This is a genomic window from Acidovorax sp. SRI_002 (assembly GCF_057586455.1).
The window spans coordinates 1-24,045 of the sequence record NZ_JBYCZW010000003.1 but is presented as its reverse complement, the minus strand read 5'-3'; the positions used below and the strand labels follow the sequence as shown (position 1 = coordinate 24,045).

Genomic DNA, 24,045 nt, shown 5'->3' with positions numbered 1-24,045 from the left:
TCATCGACGGCCGAACTCCTTGCACCTACAAACGGCACATGGCTAAAAGAAACACGTTTTAGGGGGCGGCATGCGCTATGGGGTTCCGTTGATTCTGGTCTTGGTGGCGGTGGTCCATGCCCTGCCGCTGGTGGGCGTGCTCGGGGCGGGCAAGCTGGCGCAGCTGTACGGCACCCCGGTGCAGGATGCAGGCGTGGAGCTGCTGTTGCGGCACCGGGCCGTGCTTTTCGGGCTGCTGGCCGCCTTCATGGGCTATGCAGCCCTGCGCCCCGAACTGCATCGGCTGGGCCTGGTGGCGGGGCTGGTGAGCGTGGTGTCGTTTCTCCTGCTGTCGTGGCTGCAGCGGGGCAGCGCGATCAGCGCCCCGCTGGTGACGGTCGTGCGGGTGGATGGGGTGGCACTGGCCTTGCTGGTGGTGGGGCTCGCTCTACACCTGCGCCGCTCGCACTAACTGGCGGGAAACTCCAGCGCCACGCGCAACCCGGGCGCGGTATTGCGCACCACCATCAGCCCCCCGTGCAGCGCCATCACGCGCTTGACGATGGCCAGCCCCAGGCCCGATCCGCTGCGCTCGCCGCCTGGCCGCGCGGTGGTGAAGAAGCGTTCGCCCAGGCGGGGCAGGGCGTAGTCGGGCACGCCGGGGCCGCTGTCCCGCACGGCCACGGTGGCGCCGTCCAGCTCCACCTGCACCGTGCTGCCTGCGGGCGCAAAGTCGATGGCGTTGTCGAGCAGATTGGTCAGTGCCATGGTCACCAGCTCGGCCTCCCAGGGGCCGTTGCTGCCCGTACCGGACAGGGCCAGCATGATGCCGCGTTGCGCAGCACGGGCGCGTGTCTGGCCGATGGCGGCCTCGGCGCAGGCCTGCAGGGCCACAGGCGCGCGACCCTCGGCATGGTGGCGCTGCTCCAGTTTGGACAGCTCCAGCAGCCGGTCGATGATGCGCTGCAGGCGCTCGCTTTGCTGCACCACCTGGGTCGCAAATTCGGCACGGTCGGCAGCGGGCAGCTCGTCCTGCAGCAGCTCGCCCGCGCCCCGGATGGCCGCCACGGGGCTTTTGAGTTCGTGCGTCAGTGCGCGCACGTAGCCCTCGATGTAATCGCGCCCCTCCAGCCGGGCACGCATGCGGTCCATGGCGCGGGCCAGGTCGCCCAGCTCGCCCGGTACCTCGGGCACGGCCAGGGCCGTGGTGGGCGGGGCGCCGGGGTCATGGCGCTCGCCATCGGCCGGGCCCTGCACGCTCAAGGCGTAGTCGCGCAGACGGCGCACGTTCCACACCATCCACAGCGTCACGGCCACGCCGACGGCGGCCGAGAGCGCCAGTAGCAAAAGGCCGCCCATGAACACCTTGCGCTCGGCGCGGTCGATGAAGCGCTGCACGGTGCGGGTGGGTTTGGCCACCGTCAGCACGCCTGCAATCTGTTCTTTCACGTAGATGGGCGCCGCCACATGCATCACGCCGCTGGTATCGTCGTCTTCCACATCGCGCGTGGAGCGTGCGCCGTACTCGCCCCGCAGCGTGCGGGCCACGTCGCGCCACTGCGAGTAGTCGGCGCCGATGGCGCGGTTCTCCGAGTCGAACAGCACGCGGCCCGTGGTGTCGGTCACATAGATGCGGTAGTCCAGTGACTGCTTGGAGAAACCCCAGATCGCTGCATCGATGGGCCGCGTGGCGTAGCGGCGCACATGCTGCGCAAACGGGCTGGTGCTGCTGCTGTCAGCCCCCGCAGCCAACCGCCCGGCGGCCAGGTCTTCGCTGGCCAGCTCGGCCAGGATGTTGGCCGTGTCCACCATCATGTCCTCCATCACCTCGCGCACGCTGGGTTTGATCTCGGCCATGAACACGCGCAGCACAAAAAACGCGGCGATGCCGTTGATCAGGAAGAAGGCGAACAGCAGGCGGATGCCCAGGCGCATGGGGCAGTTCTCTTAAAAAAATCTTGACCGGCAAAGCGTCTCAGAAGCGCTGAGTATCGGTATGGAGCAAGTCGATGTGGGGGACGGGCAGTGCGTAGCACGCCTGGCGGACATGCTGGTCAGATCGTACAGGCGGTTGAATCGCAAGGTGAATTTGGCCAGGAAGCGAGTTGCGGGCTTCCTGTGCGTGATGCTGCGACCCAGTCCTTGCCATCTGGCACGGGATGCACCGTGGGGACGCAAAGCCTGTTGCGCGGCCCACAAGAGTTGCAAACGCGCAACGTTTTCGCTCGAAAACAGATCGTTGCGACCGGGCTGCTCCAGCGATCCCGTGCTACCCGCTGTTACCGCTTGAGACATGTCACCTAGGCTGAACCCGGAGCTGCCCACGGTGTGGCGCGGGCTTCTGCCAATTTCATGCAGCAACAGGAGACAAGTTATGAACAAAATGCGTGCCCTATCAGCGGCCGTGCTTGGGTGCTTTTCGTCGTTTGGCATGGCGCAAAGCGCGGCTGACGGGAGCAGTGTGACGATGTACGGCATCGTCGACGTTGGCATCCACCATGTCACCGGAGCACCCGGCGGCTCTAAGACCAGCCTTACCAGTGGGAACATGCAAGGTTCGCGCCTCGGATTCAAGGGAAATGAAGACCTGGGCGGTGGATACCGCGCCGTCTTCACGCTCGAATCGCGGCTCGAAGCTGACACCGGCGCACTGGGCAACCGCCCCATTTCCCAAGGGCGGCTGCCGGACCGACTCAGCAACGCTGGATCGTTGGGCCTGCCCGCTGCGCTTCAGCCTGCTGTGTCCGCAGTGGCCGCCCAGATCGGCAATTCCGTGGGCGTCAACTTGGGCAACAACTTCTTTGATCGGCAAGTGTTCACTGGTCTGATCACCCCGTTCGGTGCCTTCACATTCGGGCGACAGTACACACCGGGCTACTTGGCCAACGCCAACTTTGACGCGATGAAGACCGAGTCCAGCCTGTCACTGGGACAGTTGGTGGCGATTCCGGCTTCGTTCGATATCCGCGTGAGCAACTCACTCCAGTACGGTCTGCAATTGAACGGATTCACCGCCACCGCGATGTACGCAGCCGGGGAAGTCGCAGGTCGGTCGAGCGCGGGGCGGCTGTGGGGTGCCATGGCCATGTACAACGGCAACGGCTATTCGTTCGGCGGCGGTTACAACACACGCAACAACGAACTGGGTGAAAAGTCGCTGACGACCGCTGTCCTCGGCGCGACGCTGGATGTCGGGCCGGGCACCCTGTCGGGCCAATTCAGTGTCATCAAGGACGACCATCCCACCAACCTGTCCGGCATTTCCGCCGTCCTGTCTGCCAACCCGGCCACGGCACCAGTGGCCGGTCTGGTGCAAAACGCCTTCATTCAGGGTTTCCGGCAAGACGCACGCCTGTTCCAGGTTGGCTACCGCATCACCAGCGGCGTGCACGCCGTGACCGTGGCCTACAACAACATGAACGACAAACGCCCGTTCAATGCGGATCGCGCGTCGTATGGGGTGGCTTACACCTATGCACTGTCCAAGCGCACCGACCTGAATGCCGTACTCACACACCTGAACAACAAAAACACGTCGCAAGACATGTTGGGCGGCAACGGATTTCTGGGTGGCGTTGCGGCAGCGCCCGGAAAAGACGTCAATAGCCTGGCACTGTCGATTCGCCACCGTTTCTGAGGGCTTGCAGAGCGGAGGGCATCCGTGTGCTGCGCCGCTCAGGCCCTACACGCTACCCCGCCAGATAGTCCGCCTGTCCAGCCCTCCGGCCCGAGCATTTCTCAGTTTTCGGTGGCATGCGGCCGTGGCCTGCACGCCAGTGCTCGCGCCTGCTGGGGGCGGGATGCCTTGCAAGGGCCCGCTCTACCTATGAGTGCGTGTGATGTCATCGACTGGGGCCAATGGGGTTATAAATATCGATGCAATACCCCATGCCCCGGTGCGTGCTGATGTACTCGCGCCCCGGGTCCACCTCGCGCAGCTTGGCGCGCAGGGTCTTGATATGGGTGTCCACCGTGCGGTCGGTGCTCTCGCTGTCGTCGCCCCAGGCAGCGGCCAGCAGCGCGTCGCGCGAATGAATGCGGCCTGCGCCTCGCAACAGGTGGGACAGCAGGCGGTATTCGCGCCGGGTCAGCGGCAGGGCCTGGCCGCGCAGGCTGATGCGCTGGCCCGTCTCGTCGTCGAGGAACAGCGCGGAGGCCGTGGCGGTGGGCGTTGCCGGGTGGCCATTGCCGTTCCCGTTGCCCGCTCGGCGCAGCAGCGCCTTCACGCGCGCCGCCAGTTCGCGGGGGCTGAAGGGTTTGGTCAGGTAGTCGTCCGCGCCCAGCTCCAGGCCCAGCACGCGGTCGATTTCTTCGCCGTGGGCGCTGAGCATCAGCACGGGCAGGGCGGCCGTGGGCGCAGCGTTGCGCACGTCGCGCAGCAGGTCCAGTCCACTGCCGTCGGGCAGGCCCACGTCCAGCACCAGCAGGTCAAAACGGGCGCGCTGCAGTTGCTGGCGCGCATCGTGTACCAGCAGGCTGTGCGTGACGGTCAGGCCATCGCGCTCCAGCGCATAGGCCACGGTGCGGGCGATGGCGGGGTCGTCTTCGAGCAAAAGGAGTTTGGCAGACATGCCTCAATCATCCCCGGTGCTGCGCACCCCGCGCAGACAACGCAACTGGCGCGGCGCAGGCCAGGGACGCCGAGCAAGGGCCGCCCCGCAGTGAGGGCGTCGTCCCCCTTGGGGGAAGGCGCCGTAGGCGACTCAGGGGGTATTCCATGTCAGCGTGCAACGAGGATGGGGAACAATTTACCCAACCCGTCGGCCATCACCTCTACGGCCAGGGCGGCCAGGATCAGGCCCATCAGCCGGGTCATCACGTTGATGCCGGTCTTGCCCAGCACGCGTGCAATCGGGTCGGCCAGCGCAAAACACACGGCCGTGGCCAGCGCGATGACCACTCCGTAGCCCACCAGCGCCGCGTGCTGCCAGAAGGTCTGTGCGCGGTCGGCATAAATCACCACCGTGGACATGCTGGCCGGGCCGGTGAGCAGCGGGATGGTGAGCGGCACCACGGCAATGCTGCTGCCCGCTGCTGCCTTCTCGGCCCCTTCTTCGTACTCATTGGTGCTGGGCTTGGCCTCAGCGGGCTGGGCGTTGAGCATGTTCATCGCGCTGATGAGCAGCAGCATTCCGCCGCCCACCTGAAAGCTCTGCAGCGAGATATTGAAGAAGTCCAGGATCTGCAGGCCCAGCAGCGCACAGGCCGCAATCACACAGAACACGCTGAAGCTGGCCACCTGGATGGTGCGTCGCCGCTGCGGGTACGAAAAGCCCTGCGTGTAGTGGATAAAAAATGGCACGATGGCCAGCGGGTTCACGATGGCGAGCAGGGTGATGAGCGGTTTGAGATCCATACTAGTTTTCCGTTTTGAAGCTTGTCGCCCATAGATTTTCGACTTGGCGCTGTCGAGGCCAGTGCCCCCGCGCAAGGGCCGCCCCGCCGCGCTGGGGGCGTCCCCCTCCCGCTTCGCGCAGCGAAGCGAGAGAGGGGGAAGGCGCGAAGCGACTCAGGGGGTGCTTCATTACCTTCCTCCAGAGACTTCAAGCAATGACATGGTGGTGTAGGGCGACGCATCCGACATCAGCCATACGATGGCTTCGGCCACTTCTTCGGCCGTGCCGCCGCGTTGCATGGGCACCTGGTGGGCCAGGTCGCGCACGCGGTCGGGCAGGCCGCCGCTGGCGTGGATGTCGGTCTCGATCAGGCCCGGGCGCACGGCGTTCACACGGATGCCTTCTGCCGCCACCTCGCGCGCCAGGCCGATGGTGAAGGTGTCGATGGCGCCCTTGGCCGCCGCGTAGTCCACATACTGGTGGGCCGAACCCAGGCGTGACGCGGCGCTGGAGACGTTGACGATGGCCCCGCCAGCGCCGCCATGGTGCGTGCTCATGCGGCGCACGGCCTCGCGGGCGCAGATGAAACTGCCGATCACGTTGATATCGAACATGCGGCGCAGGCGCGCCACGCTCATTTCGTCCACCCGCTGTGTGGTGTCCACCACGCCCGCGTTGTTCACCAGGGCGGTGATGCGGCCGAGTTGTGTATCCACGGTGGCAAACATGGTCAGCACCTGGGCCTCGTCAGCCACATCGGCCTGCACGGCCAGCGCGGTGCCGCCTGCGGCGCGGATCTGCTGCACCACTGCATCGGCGGCGGCCTGGTTGCCTTGGTAGTTCACCGCCACCGCCCAGCCCTGGCGCGCGGCCAGTTGGGCGGTGGCGGCGCCAATGCCTCGGCTGGCGCCGGTGATTAAGACGATCTTGTCCATGAAATCGGGGTCTCCTGCAAGAATGGCGCATTGGAACAGGTTCTGGGTGCTGCGGGCAGCGGTTTGCAGCAGGCACACCTCCACTCCGGCGCATTTTTATCAAGGAGATTGCAGCATGGGACAGTTTGTCGATCTGACTTCGGGTGACGGTTTTGTATTTCCGGCCTGGGTGGCCCAGCCCGATGCCGCACCGCGTGGCGCCGTGGTGGTGCTGCAGGAAATTTTTGGCGTGAACTCCCACATTCGCGCCGTGGCCGACCGCTTTGCGGCGCGTGGCTACCTGGCGGTGGCGCCTTCGACATTCCACCGCGTGAAACCCGGCGTGGACCTGGGCTACACCGGCGACGACATGCAGGCTGGCATGGGCCTGAAAGCGGCGGTGGAGGCGCTGCCCGCCCCTGGCGTGATGCCCGACATCCAGGCCGCCATCGACTACGCCGCCGCGCAAAGCGGCCGCAAGGTGGGCATCGTGGGCTTTTGCTGGGGTGGGCTTCTCACTTGGCGCGCGGCCTGTACGCTCACCGGCCTGTCGGCCGCCGTGCCCTATTACGGTGGTGGCATGACCAGCCCTGACGAAGCTGCGCGCCAGCCGCGCGTGCCTGTGCTGGCTCACTTTGGCGAGCGCGATCACTGGATCCCCGTGGACAGCGTGCAGGCCTTTGCCCGCGCGCAGCCGGGAGCCGAGGTGCACATCTACGCCGCCGACCATGGCTTCAACTGCGACCAGCGCGGCAGCTACGACGAGCCTGCGGCCATGACGGCACGCGACCGCACCCTGGCGTTCTTCGACAAGCACCTCGCATGAATTGGAATCCCCCCTGAGTCGCTGCGCGCCTTCCCCCAGGGGGGACGACGCCCTCGCTGCGGGGCGGCCCTTGCTTGGCGTCTCTGGCGGGGGCGCGCCCATTGCAGGCGCCAGGGCGCAGCGATGAACTGCTCAATGTTTGGAGACCGCCATGGCGAGTTCGACGTATATCCAGGTTTTGAGGCAAATTTGGCCGCTACCGGTTGCCTGTAAATCGATAGCAGCTATTGTTTTAATAGCATTTGGATTTCAGGCCCACGCGGCCGACTACACCGGCCCCCTGTTCGATGCGCACCTGCACTACAACGAGGAAGCGTGGGACGGCAAAACCGGCCCCCACCCGCCCGCTGATGTGCTCGCGCGCATGAAGGCCAGCGGCGTGCGCGCCATCGTGGCCAACTCGCGGCCCAACGCGGGTTCGCTCACGCTGGCGGGCCTGCCGCAGACGCGCGAGGCGGGTGTCACCGTCGTGCCCTTTGTGCGGCTGTATCGCAACCGGGCGGACTACACCGGCTGGTTTGCCGACGAGAGCATCTACACCATGGTGCAGACCGAACTGGCGCGCGGCACGGCGGCCGGGCCGTACCGGGGCATTGGCGAGTTCCACCTGTACGACAGCGCCAACGCCAACGGCCCCGTGGCCCAGAAGCTGATGGTCCTGGCCGAAGAGCGCGACCTGGTGGTGCTGGCCCATGTGGACGATGTGGCCATCGACCTGCTGATGGCCCACACGCCCACCAAGGGCCAGAAGCTCCGCCTGATCTGGGCCCACACCGGCATCGGCGGTACGCCCGTGGAGCGGGTGGATGCGCTGATGGCGCGCTACCCCGGCCTGGTGGGCGAACTCTCGTACCGCCCGGGCCTGGTCTGCGACGACAACCAGCTGTGCCCCGCCTGGCGTGCGCTGCTGCTCAAGTACCCCACGCGCTTCGTGATCGGCTCGGACACCTGGGTCAACCAGCGCTGGCAGCACTACGAAAGCCTGATGCAGGGCTACCGCCAGTGGCTGGGTCGATTGCCTACCGATGTGGCGCGCAAGGTGGCGTGGGACAACGGGGCGGGGTTGTTCGGCGTCCAGGCGCCGCGCTGATCTTGCGACCCAAGGTCCCAGCCCGATCGCACCCCGTGCTACCGGCTGATGCGCCCGCGTGATGGCCCAGCCTCCGGTGCACGCGGCGGTGGTGGCGGGAACCACAGGGTGAACACCGTCGGATGGCCTGGGGCGCTGCGCAAGTAGACCAAGCCTCCATGCAATTCCATGGTGCTTTTTACGATGGCCAGCCCCAGGCCAACGCCGGGCGCTTGTTCGTTGCTCGGACTTTCAACCCGGTATGCGCGTTCAAAAATCCTGGCCTGGTGCTTGAGGGCGATGGGTTCGCCCTCGTTGGAGACCGAAATATGGCAGCCGCCATTTGATGCCACCGATCCTGAGAGCAAAACCGTGCTGCCTGGGCGGGCGTGGCGAATGGCATTGGTCAGCAGGTTGCCGGTGGCGCGGGTGAGCAGGGTGTCATCAGCCCAGACGTGGGCGCTCTGGTCTACCTGGAGCGCCAGCTCCAAACCCCGCTCCTGGGCGAGCAGTTCGAAGAAGGCTGCGATGGCCCCTAGCCGTTGCTCCAGCGGGATGAAGGTGGCATGAACGGCGCTTTGCTGGCTCTCGGCGCGCGCGAGGAACAGGATGTTCTCGATCATCCGCCCCATGCGCTCATACGTTGGAACGGCCGACTCGATCACCGCACGGTATTCCTCCGCACTGCGGGGGCGGTCCAGCGTGACCTGCGCGACCATCAGGAGGCGGTGGATGGGAGTGCGCAGATCGTGCGCAATGTCGGATGACACACCCGACAGGCGGGTGAAGGAATCCTGGAGCCGGTCGAGCATGTTGTTGAACGCCCGGGCCACGGGTTCCAGCTCGGCAATGTTGTTCTCGGGGGCCAGCCGTTCGTGCAAGGCCTGGGCGCTGATGCGGTTGGCCGTGTTGGCCAGGCGGTGGGCCGAGGACAGGATGAGCTTGGCGGTGCACCATGCGAAGAGGCTCGCGGCCAGCGCGCCGACACCCAGCGTGATGGCAAAAACACGCCATGAGCGCAGGGCAAAGGCATGGCCCCGCGCGTGCAAATCCTCTGCAGGGATATGGACCATGCCTCCGTTGCTGGCAAGCAGCGGCAGGAGGTCGTTGAAATCCTGGCCCAGCAGGTAGATCACCATCCAGAAGCTGGCCGTGATCAACAGCAGGGTGATCAAAGAAATCGCCAGCGCGATCTTCAGGGGCAGAGAGCGCCGCAGAATGGACCGCGCCTTAGGCGTTGTGCCGGGGCTCAAGGACATAGCCGACACCCCTCACGGTGTGAATGAGTTTTTCGGCGAAGGGCTCGTCGATCTTGGCCCGCAGTCGGCGCACCGCCACATCGACCACATTGGTGTCACTGTCAAAGTGCATGTCCCACACGTTCTGCGCGATCAGGGTGCGCGATACGACCTGGCCGGCATGGCGGGCCAGATAGTCCAGGAGAACAAACTCCTGGGTGGTGAGATCAATGCGCAGCGCGCCCCGTTTGACGCGTCGGCGGGCAGTATCGACTTCCAGCTCGCCCACGCGCAGCACGCCCTCTGGTGCGGACATGGGTGCACGGCGGCGCGCGACCACCTGGATGCGTGCCAGCAGTTCGGAAAATGCAAAGGGCTTGACCATGTAGTCGTCGGCACCCAGCAGGAGCCCCTTGACGCGGTCTTCGACCTCGTCGCGGCCCGATATGAAAAACACCGGTGTCTGTTGCTGTGTGCGAATGCCCTGCAGCACATCCCAGCCGCTGGCGCCCGGCAGCCCCACGTCGAGCAGTATGAGGTCGTAGTGCCCTGAGGTGGCCAGATGCAGGCCCTCCACACCGTCGAACGCCGTGTCTACAACATGGCCATGCTCGGTCAGGCCTTTTTGCAGGTAAGCGGCGGTTGATCGTTCGTCTTCAATGGAAAGCAAGCGCATGTGACGAGATCCCGGCGGTTTCTCAAGGGACAGAAAAGGTGGAGTGCAGACGGATGGAGGGAAGCTGCGGATTGACCTTGGTGGATTGTTGAAGGTGCGTGTGGATTTGAGAAGCTTGCTGGATCGAAATGCACTGTTGCGAATTCACGAACAGTCGTGAGAGCTTGTGTGCGGTCCCGCGGGAGGATTGGTCTGGAGCGCGACCAGGATCCTCGCGGATGCTTCGGGTGCGCTGTTTGCGCTAGGGATCCTCTGCACGAATCGAGCGGCAAGTGGGCGCTGCGGATCGGGATGGGCTGCAAGGCGCAAAACGCAGCAATAGCCGCAGCTATTGCGAGTATTTGCAACGCCGCAGACCGCCCGAGACCGCAGCTGCACACGGCGCGGTGATTGGTGCAGAGGGTCCCTAGCCCTTGCGCAATCAGCGGTTGTGTCTCCTCACCCGATTTCGCGGCAACCTTTCGGGCCGTGGTGTTTGCAGCCGGTCTCTGCTTTTGCAGCGGTTTTGCAAGTCCAGGCTATCTATCTATTGCACACCGTGTCTGGCGTACCCATCCCGCCAAACCGCTGTGTGCCTCCCGGGGATCGCCAACAGCCTTTCAGTTCGGAGGGAATGTGGCACCTGTGAAACGGCGTTGTCCCAAACCGAGGGGGGGACGCATGCGTGTCCCCCGTGGTTGCGCTCTGCGGTCTGTGGACACGAGGGTGCAGTGCCTACGCTTGCACCATGTCCTGCCAACAAGGCGTGGGACATGACTCCGATTGAACCCACTTAACAAGGATGACCATGAAAAAATTCGCCACATTGGCTGTGCTTGCAGCCATCAGCGCAACCTCTTATGCACAATCGTCTGTCACGCTGTTTGGCGTGGCCGACGTGGCGGTTCAGGTGGGCCGCGGCAGTGAGACGAACCGGACCAGCGTGGGCAGCGGTGGTCTGGCTTCCAACCGCCTCGGTTTCCGAGGTATTGAAGATCTTGGTGGTGGCATGAAGGCTGGCTTCTGGCTGGAAGCCGGTTACAACCTGGACGACGGTACTGGCGTCGGCAACACCTTCAACTTCAACCGTCGCTCGACCATCAGCCTGATGGATGACCTCTGGGGCGAAGTTCGCCTGGGCCGTGATTTCACTGCGACCTACAACAACATCTATGACGCATTCGGCGACAACGGCGTCGGCGCTCTTCTGAAGACGACTTCGCTGGGCAGCAACTACGGCTACGCCATGCAGACGCGTACCAGCAATTCCGTGTCGTACTTCACGCCCAGGAATCTGGGTGGGTTCTTTGGCCAGGTGCAGTACTACCGTGGCGAGGCCGCCAATGGCTCCAATGACGGCAATGGTTATGGGTTGCGCGCTGGCTATGAAAACGGCCCCCTCAATGTGGGCGTGAGCTACGGCTCGGTGTCCAGCCTTGGTGCGTATGGCGACGTGACGAATGCCAACATCGGAGGTTCTTACGATTTCGGTGTGGCCAAGCTGCTGGTTGAAGCTGGGCAGGATGAGTCCAAGGCCCGCGACGAGAAGGCTCGCCACTACATGATCGGCGCGACGGCTCCCGTGGGCAGCGTTGGTCTGGTCCGCGCTTCGTGGTCCCGCGTCAGCGTTCAGGACACCAATGTGCAGGCGAACAAGTTTGCCGTGGGGTACGTGCACAACCTGTCCAAGCGCACTGCCCTGTACACCACCTTCGCGTACCTGAAGAACAAGAACGGTTCTGCGCTTGCACTGAACGGTGCCAAGACCAGTGCAGGTGACAACTCCAAGGGCCTGGACTTCGGCCTGCGCCACACGTTCTAAGGCCCCAGGCGGTCTTCCTCTTGCCCATTGCGATGGGCAATTGTCTCCAAGGTAAATGATTGGCCCGCATCCCCCAGGGGATGCGGGCTTTTTTGCATGGGTCGCGGGCAGGCCAGGCGGTTCATTACAGAGATGTCATGTGCGCGCAATCCCGCTGTCAGGCGTGCATTTCTATTCTTCAAACCTGTCCAAGGCAGGGGGTGTTTGCCAGTTTGCGTGCCAAAAGCCGCTTTGGTGTGCTGCCCCCGCAACACATATTGAAGAGAGCCGAGCATGCGCAGACAAGACATTCAATTGCTGACCCTGGCCCGCCAGGGTGATCCCGCCGCCCGCAGCAAAGCGGGCCGGCGCTACCTGGTGGGGGGCGACGGGTTTCCGCGCCATGTGGCCACGGGGATTGAGTACCTCTCACACCCCAGCGTCCGTGAGCTGCCCGAAACCGCGTGTGCCATTGCAGAAAGTTTGCCGCTGCAGGATCTGCTCGAACTGAAGCAGGAAGATGCGTTGCACAAGGCCGCCGCTGCAGGCAGCCCGCTGGCGCAGTTCAAGCTGGGCGTGTGGATGGCGTTGACGCGCAGCTCCGTCACGGCGGGGCAATCGTGGCTGGAGACTGCCGCCGCAGCCGGGCACGTCGAGGCCTGCCAGGTCATGGCGGCCGTGGAGGGTGCACGCTCGGACCGCGCCCTGGAGGCGATGGTGGAATCGATCCAATCCAGCGCCGCAGTGGACGTGGTGCAGGTCGCGGTGATCGCTGCGCGCCAGGCGCGTGAAGAAGGGGGACTGGACCAGCTGGTCGATTGCCTGCGGGTGGCGCTGATGGTGGCGCCGCGCTTGACACACGCCCTGTCGGACCTGGTCGTGGCGGCGGTCTTGTGGGCCGAGCGCGAGAAACACACCTTGCGCGGGCTGGCACCTGACCAGATTGAGGCCAGTCTGGAGCTGGCTGTCGTACGCGGGGATCGGGACGCTGCGTGCCTGCTGGGCCGTGCGCGTTGCGGAATTGACAGCGGCACGCTGGCGCCAGCGCGGCTGGCCACGTCGCTGAACCTGCGCAAAGGCGTGGCCTTGTTGTTGCGCGCTGCGGACGCGGGCCGGGACGACGCATGGCTTGCCCTGTACGCGACGCATGCAGACCACCGCTCGTCGGTATCCAACCCGCAGATGGCCCGCTTCTTCCTGGAGAAAGCGGCCATGGCCGGACAGTCCGAGGCGCAGCGCAAGCTGGGGGCTTTGATACTGCGCGCGTCGAACTCGGTGGTGGAGTCGGAGCAGGCCATTGCGTGGCTGCATGCCGCTGCCAACCAGGGCGATGCGCACGCGCAGCGCCTGTTGGGCTCACTGGTGCTGCCGCTGCAGGGGAGTGAATCCGTGGCGCGCGAGGCGATTGAGCAAGTGCGTCAAGCCGATCCCTGGCTGGCCGTGCGGCTGACGCTGGCGCGCGACTTCGGTTTGACCAAGCTGGAAGCCTTGAGTGTCGACCCCGTCGAGGGCCGTCGGCCATGGGGTTTGCTGGTGGGGCAAAACCCGTTTATCGTGCAGGCCCGTTTGTCCGCACCGCGTGCCGTGCCGGCATTGACGCCCCTGGCGCTGCAGAACCTGGCGCGCGCGGCAGCATTGTTCGAACAATCGCGCGGTGACGGCAATGCCTTTGAGGGGGATCTGCGCCGCCGCTCGGTGCGCCAGCGGCGGGTATTTGAACGCCTCCATTTGTCCGAAGACCTCTTTTTTGCCACCGCTTCCTCGCGCAGGCTGGAGGCCTTCCGTCTGGGGCCGAAATGGGCTTTTCGCGCACGACAACCACTGGCCTTGGCGTTGGCGGGTTGACGGCTGCGTGGACTCTGGTGCGAAGAATGTCTGACTGGGAGAGCTTCGTCAGCTGAGTGCCTTCGCGAGCACGGTCACCTCGTCCTCGCCAGATACCGCTTGCGCCAGAACAGCATCACCAGCGACAGTGCGATGAAGACCATCGAGCCCAACGCCCACCAGAACCCGTCGGCCTTGTGGATGAGCGGCAAGAACTCGAAGTTCATGCCGAAGATGCCCGCTATCAGATTGAGCGGCAGGAACACGGCGGTGAGCGCCGTGAGCGTGCGCATGATGTCGTTGGTGCGGTTGCTCTGCACGCTGAAATGCATCTGCACGGCAGTTTCGGTGCTCTGCTCCAGCCGCCGCACGTGGTGCACCACGCGCTCGATGTGCTCCAGCACGTCGCGGCTGCGCACCTTGAGCAGGTCCAGCTCGCGCAGGCCAGCCGGGGTGTCGGGCAAGGCCCAGGTTTCCAGCGCATCGATCCAGTCCTGCACGGCGGTGCGCTGGTCTTCGCAGATCTCGTCGAGCTTGTGCAGGGCCAGCCGTGCTTCCAGCAGCGAACTCCAGTTCACATACCGCGCCCGGGGCTTGAGCAGCTCGTTTTGCCAGTGGTCGAGCTGGCGCGTGAGTTCGCGGCGCAGGTCCAGATAGCGGTCCACCATCATGTTCACCACGCGCAGCATCAGGTCGGCCGGGCTGGCGGGCACGCGCGCGCCGGGCACGGGGCTGCTGCGGCCTTCGGTGCCGTTGCTGGTGGGTAGCGATGCCAGCAGACGGGCCGCATAGGCGTCGCGCACTGCGCAGTCTGCGGGGTGTACGGTCAGCAGCAGCTGGTCGAACACCGCAAACCCCACCGGGCTGGTGTCGATGCGGCGCAGCACCGGTGGGCCGCTGCGTTTGAGTGGGCTGGCGGGGCTATCACCTTCCACGGGCGAGTCGACGGTGTCGCCCTGCGCGGTGGCCAGGCGGCGAAACACCAACAGGTCATATTGCGAGGTGTAGTCGTAGTGCGAGGGCAGCTGCGCGTTGAGCAGGTCGGACACGTGCAGGTCCACCAGCTGCAGCCCCACCAGGGTTTGCAGGCGTGCCTGGATCTCGGCCAGCCGCGCCTGGAAGGCGGGGCGCCCGCAGGCGATCCAGACAAAACCCTGGGCGGGCATCTGAGCGGGCAACGCGGTCAGCTCCTGCACGCCGCCGTTGTGGATGTGGAAGATGCGCATGAACCCGGTTTTGAATGAAAAGTGCCTCTAGCGCTTGTCCATAAAGCGCTAGTAGCTATTATTTTGTTAGCAAGCGAGCCGCGTCGCGCGCAAAGTAGGTCAGCACGCCATCGGCACCGGCGCGCTTGAAGGCCAGCAGGCTTTCCATCATCACGGCGTCGTGGTCCAGCCAGCCATTGGCGGCAGCGGCCTTGATCATGGCGTACTCGCCGCTGACCTGGTAGGCGAAGGTGGGCACCTTGAACTCGTCCTTCACGCGGCGCACGATGTCCAGGTACGGCATGCCGGGCTTGACCATCACCATGTCCGCGCCTTCGGCGATGTCGATGGCCACCTCGCGCAGGGCTTCGTCGCTGTTGCCGGGGTCCATCTGGTACACATTCTTGTCGGCCTTGCCCAGGGCGCCACGCGTGCCCACGGCGTCGCGAAAGGGGCCGTAGAAGGCGCTGGCGTACTTGGCGCTGTAGGCCATGATGCGGGTGTGGATATGGCCCTGCACCTCCAGCGCCTCGCGGATGGCGCCGATGCGCCCGTCCATCATGTCGCTGGGCGCGACGATGTCCACACCCGCCTCGGCGTGCGTGAGCGCCTGGCCGGTGAGGATCTCCACCGTCTCGTCATTGATGATGTAGCCGGTCTCGTCCAGCACGCCGTCCTGGCCGTGGCTGGTGTACGGGTCCAGTGCCACGTCGGTCATCACGCCCAGGCCGGGGAATTCTTTCTTCAGCGCCCGCACCACGCGCGGGATCAGGCCGTCGGGGTTCAGGGCCTCTTTGCCATCGGGCGTCTTGAGCGACGGGTCGATCGCCGGGAACAGCGCCAGCACCGGAATGCCCAGCTTCACGCAGTCTTCGGCCACGGGCAGCAGCAGGTCCAGGCTCAGGCGGTCCACGCCGGGCATGGAGGTCACTGCCTCGCGGCGCTGGCTGCCTTCATGCACAAACACGGGGTAGATGAGGTCGTGCGGCGTCACAGCGTTTTCGCGCACCAGGTTGCGGGTAAAAGCATCGCGGCGCAGGCGGCGCGGGCGGTTCTGGGGGAAGGGGGCGGGGCTTTGGAGGTGCATCGCGAGATTATCTCCCTGAGCCGCTGCGCGGCTCCCTCGGGGGACGCACCCCCTGGACCGGCGAAGCTGGATCCACGGGTGCACTGGCATGGGGCGCGCCGGTTTCAAACATCATGGCGACGCCTTCTCACCTTGGAAAAGCCGCTTGTAACACCCGATGCCCGGTGCTAAATTGGCGCCGGGCGGCTTGCCGCCCCCCGCTTTCCCTCCCTGAGCGGGGCCTCGGGTTGCAGCGATGCAAAACAGGCTTTCCCGGCCCGGCGGATTTGCCGGGCTTTTTTTTGGTGCGGCCTCGGGTGGCCCGCACAGGCCCTTAAACTGCCCCCATGCTCTGGGTCAAAGCCTTTCACATCGTCTTCGTGGCCAGCTGGTTTGCTGGCCTTTTCTATCTGCCGCGCATCTTCGTCAATCTGGCGATGGTGGCGCCGGGCTCAGCCGCCGAGCGCGACCGCCTGCTGCTCATGGCACGCAAGCTTTTTCGCTTTACCACGCTGCTGGCCGTGCCTGCGCTGGCGCTGGGCCTGTGGCTGTGGATGGGTTACGGCATCGGCTGGGGCCCCGGCAATGGCTGGATGCACGCCAAGCTTGCGGTGGTGCTGCTGGTGATCGGCTACCACCACGCCTGCAGCGTGGTGCTGCGCAAGCTGGCCGACGGCACCAGCCGCAGGAGCCATGTGTGGTTTCGCTGGTTCAATGAGGTGCCGGTGCTGCTGCTGCTGCTGGCGGTGGTGCTGGTGGTGGTCAAGCCATTCTGAACGCGCAGAGCTGACGCTGGTGTCCAAGACCTCCGCCTGGCCTCTCGCGCTGATCTATACAGCGCTCATCGTCTTTGCCAGCCTGTTCCCGTTTGACGGCTGGCGCGCCCAGGGCATTGACCCCCTGGTCTTCCTGCTGGCGCCGCTGCCCCCGCCGTACTGGACGGGTTTTGACATCGCCACCAATGTGGTGGGGTATGCCCCGCTGGGTTTTCTGCTGGTGCTGGCCATGCTGCGCTCGGGCTGGGGGCGGGGCGCGGTGCTGCTGGCCACGCTGGTGGGCATGCTGCTGTCACTGGCCATGGAGTTCCTGCAGATCTACCTGCCCCGGCGTGTGCCCTCCAATCTGGACTTGCTGCTCAACGCGGCGGGCACCCTGGCGGGGGCGCTGAGCGCCGCGCTGCTGGAGCGCCTGGGCGCCATCGACCGCTGGAGCGATTTCAAGGGCCGCTGGTTTGTGCAGGACGCCAGCGGCGCCATCGTCCTACTGGCGTTGTGGCCGCTGGCGCTGCTGTTCCCGGCGGCGGTGCCGTTCGGGCTGGGGCAGGTGCTGGAGCGGCTGGAAGCGGCGCTCATCGAGGTGCTGGCCGACACCCCGTTTCTGGACTGGCTGCCGCTGCGCGAGGCTGCGCTCGACCCGCTCTCGCCCAGTGGGGAGCTGCTGTGTGTGACGCTGGGCCTGCTGGCCCCGTGCCTGCTGGGCTACTGCGTGATCCGCCATGTGGGGCGGCGGGCGCTGTTTGCCCTGGGTGTGGTGGCCGTGGGCGTCACGCTCACCGCGCTGTCGGCCGCCCTGAGCTGGGGCCCCGTGCATGCCTGGGAATGGATGGGCCTGCCCACGCGGGTGGGAGTGTGGGGCGCGCTGGCGCTGGCGGTACTGCTGCTGGCCTTGCCCCGGCGTGCCTGCGCTGCCGTGCTGCTGGTGGCCCTGGTCTGGCACCTGGCGCTGCTCAACCAGGCGCCCACCAGCGCCTACTTTGCGCAGACGCTGCAGATCTGGGAGCAGGGCCGGTTCATCCGCTTTTACGGCCTGGGCCAGTGGCTGGGGTGGCTGTGGCCCTACGCTACGTTGATCTACGTGGTGTTTCGGGTGTCGCGCAAGGAAGGCTCCTCCTGAGTCGCATTCAGCGCCGCGACGGCGTCATGGACGCGTGGATTCGTAAAATGCAGTCATGAGCGACACCACCCCCGCACCGGCCGCAGTGCCCGGCTACTACCAGCGCCACATCTTCTTCTGCCTGAACGAACGCACCAACGGTGAGGACAGCTGCGCCCACCACAACGCACAGGCGGGTTTTGACCGCTGCAAGGCCCAGGTGAAGGCGGCAGGCCTGGCGGGGGCTGGCAAGGTGCGCGTGAACAAGGCCGGCTGCCTGGACCGCTGCGCGGGCGGCCCTGTCGCGGTGGTCTACCCCGAGGGCACCTGGTACACCTATGTGGACGCGGCCGACATTGACGAGATCGTCGAATCCCACCTCAAGAACGGCCAGGTGGTGGAGCGCCTGGTCACACCGGCGGAACTTGGTCGCTGAATACGGCTCCATCCGTCTCGTTGTTTTTTTTGAATGATTTTGGCTGCTAGCGCTTTTCCATCATGCGCTAGCAGCTATTAAATTGGTAGTAAACCCGTGAATGCCCAGACCGAACGCCTGACCCTGTCCGGCCCCGCAGGCGCCATCGAGGCCGTGCGTGACGCTGCCGCGTTGGCCGACGGTGCTGCGGCGCCCCGTGGCGTGGCCATCATTGCCCATCCCCATCCGCTGTTTGGCGGCACCATGGACAACAAGGTGGTGCAGACGCTGGCGCGCGCCTTTGTGCAGTGTGGCTGGACGGCCGTGCGTTTCAATTTTCGCGGCGTGGGCGGCACCGAAGGCGTGCACGACGAAGGCCAGGGCGAGCTGCAGGACCTGCTGGCCGTGGTGGAGCAGGTGGCGCCCGCTGCCGCTGGCCAGCGGATTGCGCTGGCGGGATTTTCGTTTGGCGCATTTGTCACCAGCCATGCGCTGGCCGCCCTCTGGCCGCAGGGTCGCGTGGACCAGGCGGTGCTGGTGGGCACGGCAGCCAGCCGTTTTGCCGTTGCCCCGGTGCCGCCCGATGCCCATCTGCGCACCCTGGTCGTGCACGGCGAGCACGACGACACTGTGCCGCTGGCCGCTGTGATGGACTGGGCGCGGCCCCAGATACTGCCTGTCACAGTCATTCCCGCAGGGGGGCATTTCTTTCACGGACAATTGCCGCTTCTGAAAAATCTGGTGGTGCGCCACCTGCAATCGCAAGGCTGAGCCACTCAAGCCTGCGTCTGACTTTGGGTTGGCTTCAACCCGCCCCTCCTGGTCGCCTCCCAGCAGTTTCTGCTGTTTCTTTTTCCTCTTTTCCGAGCCTTTCCAGCCCCTTATTGCCCATGAAACGAATCCTGTCCGCGCTGCGATCCCTGGCCGTCTTTGCTGCCGTGGCCCCTGCCGCTTTCGGCGCCTATGCCCAGGCGCCCCAGCCTCCTGAAATTGCCGCGCGCACTTATATGCTGGTGGACGTCACGGCCAACCAGGTGCTGGCCGCCAAGGACATTGACGCGCCGGTGGAGCAGGCTTCGCTCACCAAACTCATGACGGGCTATCTGGTGTTTGACGCGCTGCGCGCCAAGAAGATAACGCTGGACCAGAAGTTGCCCGTGAGCGTGCGTGCCTGGAAGATGCCCGGCTCGCGCATGTTCATCGACCCCAAGATGCAGGTGCCGGTGGAAGACCTCATCAAGGGCATGATCGTCCAGTCCGGCAACGATGCCACGGTAGCGCTGGCCGAGGGCGTTGGTGGCACGTACGAAAACTTCGTCAAGCTCATGAACGACCAGGCCAAGGCCCTGGGCATGAGCGGCACCAGCTACAAGAACCCCGAAGGCCTGACCGAGCCCGGCCACCTCACCACGGCGCGCGACCTGTCCGTTCTCGCCACGCGCCTGATGAAGGATTTCCCGGAGTACATGCACTACTACTCCACCAAGCAGTACAGCTACCCCGGCACGCCTGCATCGAACGGCAGCAATCGCAATTCCCTGCTGTTCCGCGATCCGACCGTGGACGGCCTCAAGACCGGCCACACCGCAGCCGCAGGCTACTGCCTGGTGGCCACGTCCAAGCGTGAATTCCCAGGCGTGGGCCAGCGCCGCCTGCTGTCTATCGTGCTCGGTGCTGCCAGCGAAAATGCGCGCGCCAACGAAAGCCAGAAGCTGCTGAACTGGGGCTATACCGCGTTTGAAGCCGTCAAGCTGTTTGACGCCGGCAAGCCCGTCGCTACGCCCGCTGTCTGGAAGGGCACGGAAAACACCCTCAAGATCGGCCGCGATGAGGCCATCGTGGTGACCGTGCCCGCAGGCAGTGCAGGCAAGATCACCACCCAGATTGCGCGCCCCGACCCGCTGGTTGCTCCGTTCACCAAGGGGCAGTCTGTGGGCGCCCTGAAGGTACTCCTGGGCGAACAGGCTGTGGCGGAAGTGCCGCTGGTCGCGCTGGAAGGCGTGGAACAGGCAGGCATCCTGGGCCGTGCATGGGATGCCATCCGGCTCTGGATAAAGTAGCAGGAACATCCCCCTCAGGCGCTGCCGCGTCTCCACCCCCCCCTTCCCGAACAGCGCAGCCATTCGGGAAGGGGTACCGCCAGCGCGGCGGTTCTGTCTTGCCGCGCGCTTTCGGCGGCTTTTGGTCTCCATCTTGAGCCTGGGTTTCCGAGGAAAACCGCGTAGCGCTTGCCCGTTCAAGGCCTTGCTGCTACATTAGAAGGCTTTTCGGAAATTCCGAAGGGTTTCACGTTTTCGTTTTTTACGTTTAGGGACGTATTCATGCCAACCATCAATCAACTAGTCCGTCAGGGGCGCGAGGTCGAAAAGATCAAGTCCAAGAGCCCTGCGATGGAAAACTCTCCCCAGCGCCGCGGCGTGTGCACCCGTGTGTACACCACGACGCCTAAGAAGCCTAACTCCGCTCTGCGTAAGGTTGCCAAGGTGCGCCTGACCAACGGTTTTGAGGTCATTTCCTACATCGGCGGTGAAGGCCACAACCTGCAAGAACACAGCGTGGTGCTGGTTCGTGGCGGTCGTGTCAAGGACTTGCCCGGTGTGCGTTACCACATCGTGCGTGGTTCGCTCGACTTGCAAGGCGTGAAAGACCGCAAGCAGTCGCGCTCCAAGTACGGTGCCAAGAAGCCCAAGGCCAAGTAAGCCCTGCGCTTTTGCACAAAAGAATTTTCGGTGCTGTCTCCCGCGTGGCGCGGTGAAGCAGCGTAGTGGCCCCAAACGCAGGTGTTCTGCGCGGGTCGAGTAAGTGGGAGTCCTTGATTGGCTCTCGCGGTGTCTGAAAAGATGCCAACTGAAGCAAAGATAGAGGTAAAAAATGCCACGTCGTCGCGAAGTCCCCAAACGTGAAATCCTGCCGGATCCCAAGTTCGGCAATGTTGAGCTGTCCAAATTCATGAACGTGATCATGGAAGGCGGCAAAAAGGCGGTTGCAGAGCGCATCATTTATGGCGCCCTGGAACTGATCGAGAAGAAGCACCCTGACAAGGACCCGCTGGAAGCCTTCACTGTTGCCATCAACAACGTGAAGCCCATGGTCGAAGTGAAGTCCCGCCGCGTGGGTGGTGCCAACTACCAGGTGCCTGTGGAAGTGCGCCCTGTCCGTCGTCTGGCTCTGTCCATGCGCTGGATCAAGGAAGCCGCCCGCAAGCGCGGTGAGAAGTCGATGGCCCAACGCCTGGCCAACGAACTGCTGGAAGCCACCGAAGGCCGTGGCGGCGCCATGAAGAAGCGTGACGAAGTGCACCGCATGGCCGAAGCCAACAAGGCATTCAGCCACTTCCGCTTCTAAATCGACGAACTGCCCTCGTCGCCAAGCGCAAGGCTGCCGGCAATTTTGCCTGCAGCCTTGTGGCGATTGAGGTGGTCACAAAATTGACGGGTCGCAGCGCCACAATGCTGGGCCCTTCCCCTGAATAACACGACCCATCCAAGGATCCACCATGGCTCGCAAGACTCCCATCGAGCGCTACCGCAATATCGGTATCTCGGCCCACATTGACGCTGGCAAGACCACGACCACCGAACGTATCCTGTTCTACACGGGCGTGAGCCACAAGATTGGCGAAGTGCACGACGGCGCTGCCACCATGGACTGGATGGAGCAGGAACAAGAGCGCGGCATCACGATCACCTCGGCTGCCACGACCTGCTTCTGGAAGGGCATGGACAACTCCTACGAGGAGCACCGCTTCAACATCATCGACACCCCCGGTCACGTGGACTTCACGATCGAAGTGGAACGTTCGATGCGCGTGCTCGACGGCGCCTGCATGGTGTACTGCGCCGTGGGTGGCGTGCAGCCCCAGTCGGAAACCGTCTGGCGCCAAGCCAACAAGTACAAGGTGCCTCGCCTGGCCTTCGTGAACAAGATGGACCGTACCGGTGCCAACTTCTTCAAGGTCTACGAGCAGATGAAGCTGCGCCTGAAGGCCAACCCTGTGCCCGTGGTGATCCCAATCGGCGCCGAAGACAAGTTCACCGGCGTGGTCGATCTGCTGAAGATGAAGGCCATTCTGTGGGATGAAGCCTCGCAGGGCATGAAGTTCACCTACGAAGAAATTCCAGCCGATCTGGTCGCATCGGCCAAGGAATGGCGCGAGAAGATGGTGGAAGCCGCTGCCGAAGCCTCCGAAGAGCTGATGAACAAGTACCTGGAAGAGGGCGACCTCTCCGAAGCTGAAATCAAGTTCGGCCTGCGTACGCGCACCATCGCCACGGAAATCCACCCGATGCTGTGCGGCACCGCGTTCAAGAACAAGGGTGTGCAGCGCATGCTGGACGCCGTGATCGACTACCTGCCAGCACCGACGGACATCCCTGACGTGACGGGTACCGATGAAGACGAAAACCCCGTCACCCGCAAGGCGGATGACAACGAGAAGTTCTCGGCCCTGGCATTCAAGCTGATGACCGACCCGTTCGTGGGCCAGCTGACCTTCGTGCGTGTGTACTCCGGCGTTCTGAGCAAGGGCGATACCGTCTACAACCCCATCAAGGGCAAGAAGGAACGTATCGGCCGTATCGTGCAGATGCACGCCAATGAGCGCCAGGAAGTCGAAGAAATCCGTGCCGGCGACATCGCTGCCTGCGTGGGCCTGAAGGACGTGACGACCGGTGAAACGCTGAGCGACATCGACTCGCAGATCATTCTGGAGCGCATGGTGTTCCCTGAGCCTGTGATCACGCAGGCCGTGGAACCCAAGACCAAGGCCGACCAGGAAAAGATGGGCATCGCACTGCAGCGCCTGGCTGCAGAAGATCCATCCTTCCGCGTGAAGACCGACGAAGAATCGGGCCAGACGCTGATCGCCGGTATGGGCGAGTTGCATCTGGAAATCATCGTGGACCGCATGAAGCGTGAGTTCGGCGTGGAAGCCAACGTGGGCAAGCCTCAGGTTGCCTACCGCGAAACCATCCGCAAGACGGTGGAAGAAGCCGAAGGCAAGTTCGTGCGCCAGTCCGGCGGTAAGGGCCAGTACGGCCACGTCGTGCTCAAGATCGAACCTAACGAAGCCGGCAAGGGCATCGAGTTCGTCGACGCGATCAAGGGTGGTGTGGTTCCTCGCGAATTCATCCCGGCCGTGGAAAAGGGTATCAACGAAGCCGTGACGCAAGGCGTGCTGGCTGGCTACCCCGTGGTGGACGTCAAGGTCACGCTGCACTTCGGTTCTTACCACGATGTGGACTCGAACGAACTGGCGTTCAAGATGGCTGCCATCTTCGGCTTCAAGGAAGGCTGCCGCAAGGCCGGCCCGGTCATTCTGGAACCCATGATGGCCGTGGAAGTGGAAACGCCGGAAGACTACGCTGGTACCGTGATGGGTGACCTGTCCTCCCGCCGTGGCATGGTCCAGGGCATGGACGACATCCCGGGCGGTGGCAAGGCCATCCGCGCTGAAGTGCCGCTGTCCGAAATGTTCGGCTACTCGACCTCGCTGCGCTCCGCGACGCAAGGCCGCGCTACGTACTCGATGGAATTCAAGCACTACAGCGAAGCACCGCGCAATGTGTCTGAAGCCATCATGGCTGCACGCGCCAAGTAAGCGCGTCGAGTGAAAGGTCTGCCCTGGGCAGGTCTTTCCTCTTTATTTTTGAGTCAGATTGGTTGCTAGCGCTTGTCTATAAAGCGCTAGCAGCTATTAAAACAGTAGCAAAATTCTTGCAATCTGCGACCCGGTGCCGTCCTGTTGCCCTGTGCGGGACGAACCAGCAATCGGGTGCAGACGTTAAACCCCAACACAGGCATTGCTCTTTGGAGATTCAAAATGGCAAAAGGTAAATTCGAACGG

General features: G+C 64.2%; 22 protein-coding genes. 14 read left to right on the top strand and 8 right to left on the bottom strand.

From position 1 onward, the window contains the following. The first annotated feature begins 88 nt into the window (after positions 1-88). Positions 89-451: a phosphopantetheine adenylyltransferase gene (locus AC2YJX_RS08265; protein ID WP_487255769.1), complete on the top strand. Its 363-nt coding sequence runs from the start codon at positions 89-91 to the stop codon at positions 449-451. Here AC2YJX_RS08265 and creC read toward each other — a convergent pair. Beyond that, complete coding sequence (gene creC / locus AC2YJX_RS08260) at positions 448-1,914, bottom strand: two-component system sensor histidine kinase CreC (protein ID WP_487255768.1); 1,467 nt, start codon at positions 1,912-1,914, stop codon at positions 448-450. The two genes, AC2YJX_RS08265 and creC, sit on opposite strands and share 4 nt — an antisense overlap. Before the next feature lie 439 nt (positions 1,915-2,353). Here creC and AC2YJX_RS08255 point away from each other — a divergent pair, with 439 nt between their 5' ends. Continuing rightward, positions 2,354-3,616 (top strand): porin, encoded by a 1,263-nt coding sequence (locus AC2YJX_RS08255; RefSeq protein WP_431151577.1) that lies wholly within the window; start codon positions 2,354-2,356, stop codon positions 3,614-3,616. 205 nt (positions 3,617-3,821) lie between these two features. Here the strand turns inward: AC2YJX_RS08255 and AC2YJX_RS08250 are convergent, their stop codons facing one another. From AC2YJX_RS08250 to AC2YJX_RS08240, 3 genes are all read right to left on the bottom strand, one after another. Then, positions 3,822-4,550, bottom strand: coding sequence for a response regulator (locus tag AC2YJX_RS08250; protein WP_487255767.1), 729 nt, complete (start codon positions 4,548-4,550; stop codon positions 3,822-3,824). Positions 4,551-4,699: 149 nt separating this feature from the next. Next, on the bottom strand, positions 4,700-5,335 hold the full coding sequence (locus AC2YJX_RS08245) for a MarC family protein (RefSeq protein ID WP_055402029.1): 636 nt from the start codon (positions 5,333-5,335) through the stop codon (positions 4,700-4,702). A 168-nt stretch (positions 5,336-5,503) separates the two neighbouring features. After that, positions 5,504-6,250: an SDR family oxidoreductase gene (locus tag AC2YJX_RS08240; RefSeq protein ID WP_487255766.1), complete on the bottom strand. Its 747-nt coding sequence runs from the start codon at positions 6,248-6,250 to the stop codon at positions 5,504-5,506. A gap of 115 nt (positions 6,251-6,365) precedes the next feature. Between AC2YJX_RS08240 and AC2YJX_RS08235 the strand changes: the two genes are divergently transcribed. After that, positions 6,366-7,055, top strand: coding sequence for a dienelactone hydrolase family protein (locus AC2YJX_RS08235; protein ID WP_055402028.1), 690 nt, complete (start codon positions 6,366-6,368; stop codon positions 7,053-7,055). A gap of 151 nt (positions 7,056-7,206) precedes the next feature. Further along, a complete protein-coding gene (locus tag AC2YJX_RS08230; RefSeq protein ID WP_487255765.1) occupies positions 7,207-8,145 on the top strand; it encodes an amidohydrolase in 939 nt (312 codons plus the stop codon). A gap of 38 nt (positions 8,146-8,183) precedes the next feature. On the opposite strand, the gene AC2YJX_RS08225 is transcribed toward AC2YJX_RS08230, so the two are convergent. Beyond that, positions 8,184-9,383 (bottom strand): heavy metal sensor histidine kinase, encoded by a 1,200-nt coding sequence (locus tag AC2YJX_RS08225; RefSeq protein ID WP_487255764.1) that lies wholly within the window; start codon positions 9,381-9,383, stop codon positions 8,184-8,186. Continuing rightward, positions 9,355-10,038, bottom strand: a complete 684-nt coding sequence (locus tag AC2YJX_RS08220; protein WP_121507832.1) for a heavy metal response regulator transcription factor — start codon at positions 10,036-10,038, stop codon at positions 9,355-9,357. The genes AC2YJX_RS08225 and AC2YJX_RS08220 overlap by 29 nt, the downstream gene beginning before the upstream one ends. A gap of 787 nt (positions 10,039-10,825) precedes the next feature. Between AC2YJX_RS08220 and AC2YJX_RS08215 the strand changes: the two genes are divergently transcribed. Both AC2YJX_RS08215 and AC2YJX_RS08210 read left to right on the top strand, forming a co-directional pair. Next, the gene (locus tag AC2YJX_RS08215; RefSeq protein WP_057228604.1) at positions 10,826-11,839 is read left to right on the top strand and encodes a porin; all 1,014 of its coding nucleotides are present in this window, start codon (positions 10,826-10,828) and stop codon (positions 11,837-11,839) included. A gap of 273 nt (positions 11,840-12,112) precedes the next feature. Continuing rightward, on the top strand, positions 12,113-13,663 hold the full coding sequence (locus AC2YJX_RS08210; protein ID WP_487255763.1) for a tetratricopeptide repeat protein: 1,551 nt from the start codon (positions 12,113-12,115) through the stop codon (positions 13,661-13,663). A gap of 74 nt (positions 13,664-13,737) precedes the next feature. On the opposite strand, the gene AC2YJX_RS08205 is transcribed toward AC2YJX_RS08210, so the two are convergent. After that, positions 13,738-14,868, bottom strand: coding sequence for a magnesium transporter CorA family protein (locus AC2YJX_RS08205; RefSeq protein WP_121421994.1), 1,131 nt, complete (start codon positions 14,866-14,868; stop codon positions 13,738-13,740). 58 nt (positions 14,869-14,926) lie between these two features. Then, positions 14,927-15,934, bottom strand: a complete 1,008-nt coding sequence (gene hemB / locus AC2YJX_RS08200; RefSeq protein ID WP_121421995.1) for a porphobilinogen synthase — start codon at positions 15,932-15,934, stop codon at positions 14,927-14,929. A 326-nt stretch (positions 15,935-16,260) separates the two neighbouring features. Between hemB and AC2YJX_RS08195 the strand changes: the two genes are divergently transcribed. The 8 genes from AC2YJX_RS08195 (at position 16,261) to fusA (ending at position 23,799) form a co-directional block, all read left to right on the top strand. Then, entirely contained in the window at positions 16,261-16,689 is a 429-nt protein-coding gene (locus tag AC2YJX_RS08195) for a CopD family protein (RefSeq protein WP_487255762.1), read from the top strand. Positions 16,690-16,708: 19 nt separating this feature from the next. Next, positions 16,709-17,806 (top strand): VanZ family protein, encoded by a 1,098-nt coding sequence (locus AC2YJX_RS08190; protein ID WP_426306086.1) that lies wholly within the window; start codon positions 16,709-16,711, stop codon positions 17,804-17,806. 55 nt (positions 17,807-17,861) lie between these two features. Then, the gene (locus tag AC2YJX_RS08185) at positions 17,862-18,221 is read left to right on the top strand and encodes a (2Fe-2S) ferredoxin domain-containing protein (protein ID WP_055401693.1); all 360 of its coding nucleotides are present in this window, start codon (positions 17,862-17,864) and stop codon (positions 18,219-18,221) included. 96 nt (positions 18,222-18,317) lie between these two features. After that, the gene (locus AC2YJX_RS08180; protein WP_487255761.1) at positions 18,318-18,971 is read left to right on the top strand and encodes an alpha/beta hydrolase; all 654 of its coding nucleotides are present in this window, start codon (positions 18,318-18,320) and stop codon (positions 18,969-18,971) included. 119 nt (positions 18,972-19,090) lie between these two features. After that, positions 19,091-20,260, top strand: coding sequence for a D-alanyl-D-alanine carboxypeptidase family protein (locus AC2YJX_RS08175; protein ID WP_121507826.1), 1,170 nt, complete (start codon positions 19,091-19,093; stop codon positions 20,258-20,260). Between the two features lie 261 nt (positions 20,261-20,521). Then, positions 20,522-20,899 carry a 30S ribosomal protein S12 gene (gene rpsL, locus AC2YJX_RS08170; protein ID WP_007851137.1) on the top strand — a complete coding sequence of 126 codons (378 nt, stop codon included), beginning with the start codon at positions 20,522-20,524 and terminating at the stop codon, positions 20,897-20,899. A 172-nt stretch (positions 20,900-21,071) separates the two neighbouring features. Next, entirely contained in the window at positions 21,072-21,545 is a 474-nt protein-coding gene (gene rpsG / locus AC2YJX_RS08165; RefSeq protein ID WP_005798541.1) for a 30S ribosomal protein S7, read from the top strand. A 151-nt stretch (positions 21,546-21,696) separates the two neighbouring features. Next, a complete protein-coding gene (gene fusA, locus AC2YJX_RS08160; protein WP_121422000.1) occupies positions 21,697-23,799 on the top strand; it encodes an elongation factor G in 2,103 nt (700 codons plus the stop codon). Positions 23,800-24,045 lie beyond the last annotated feature (246 nt).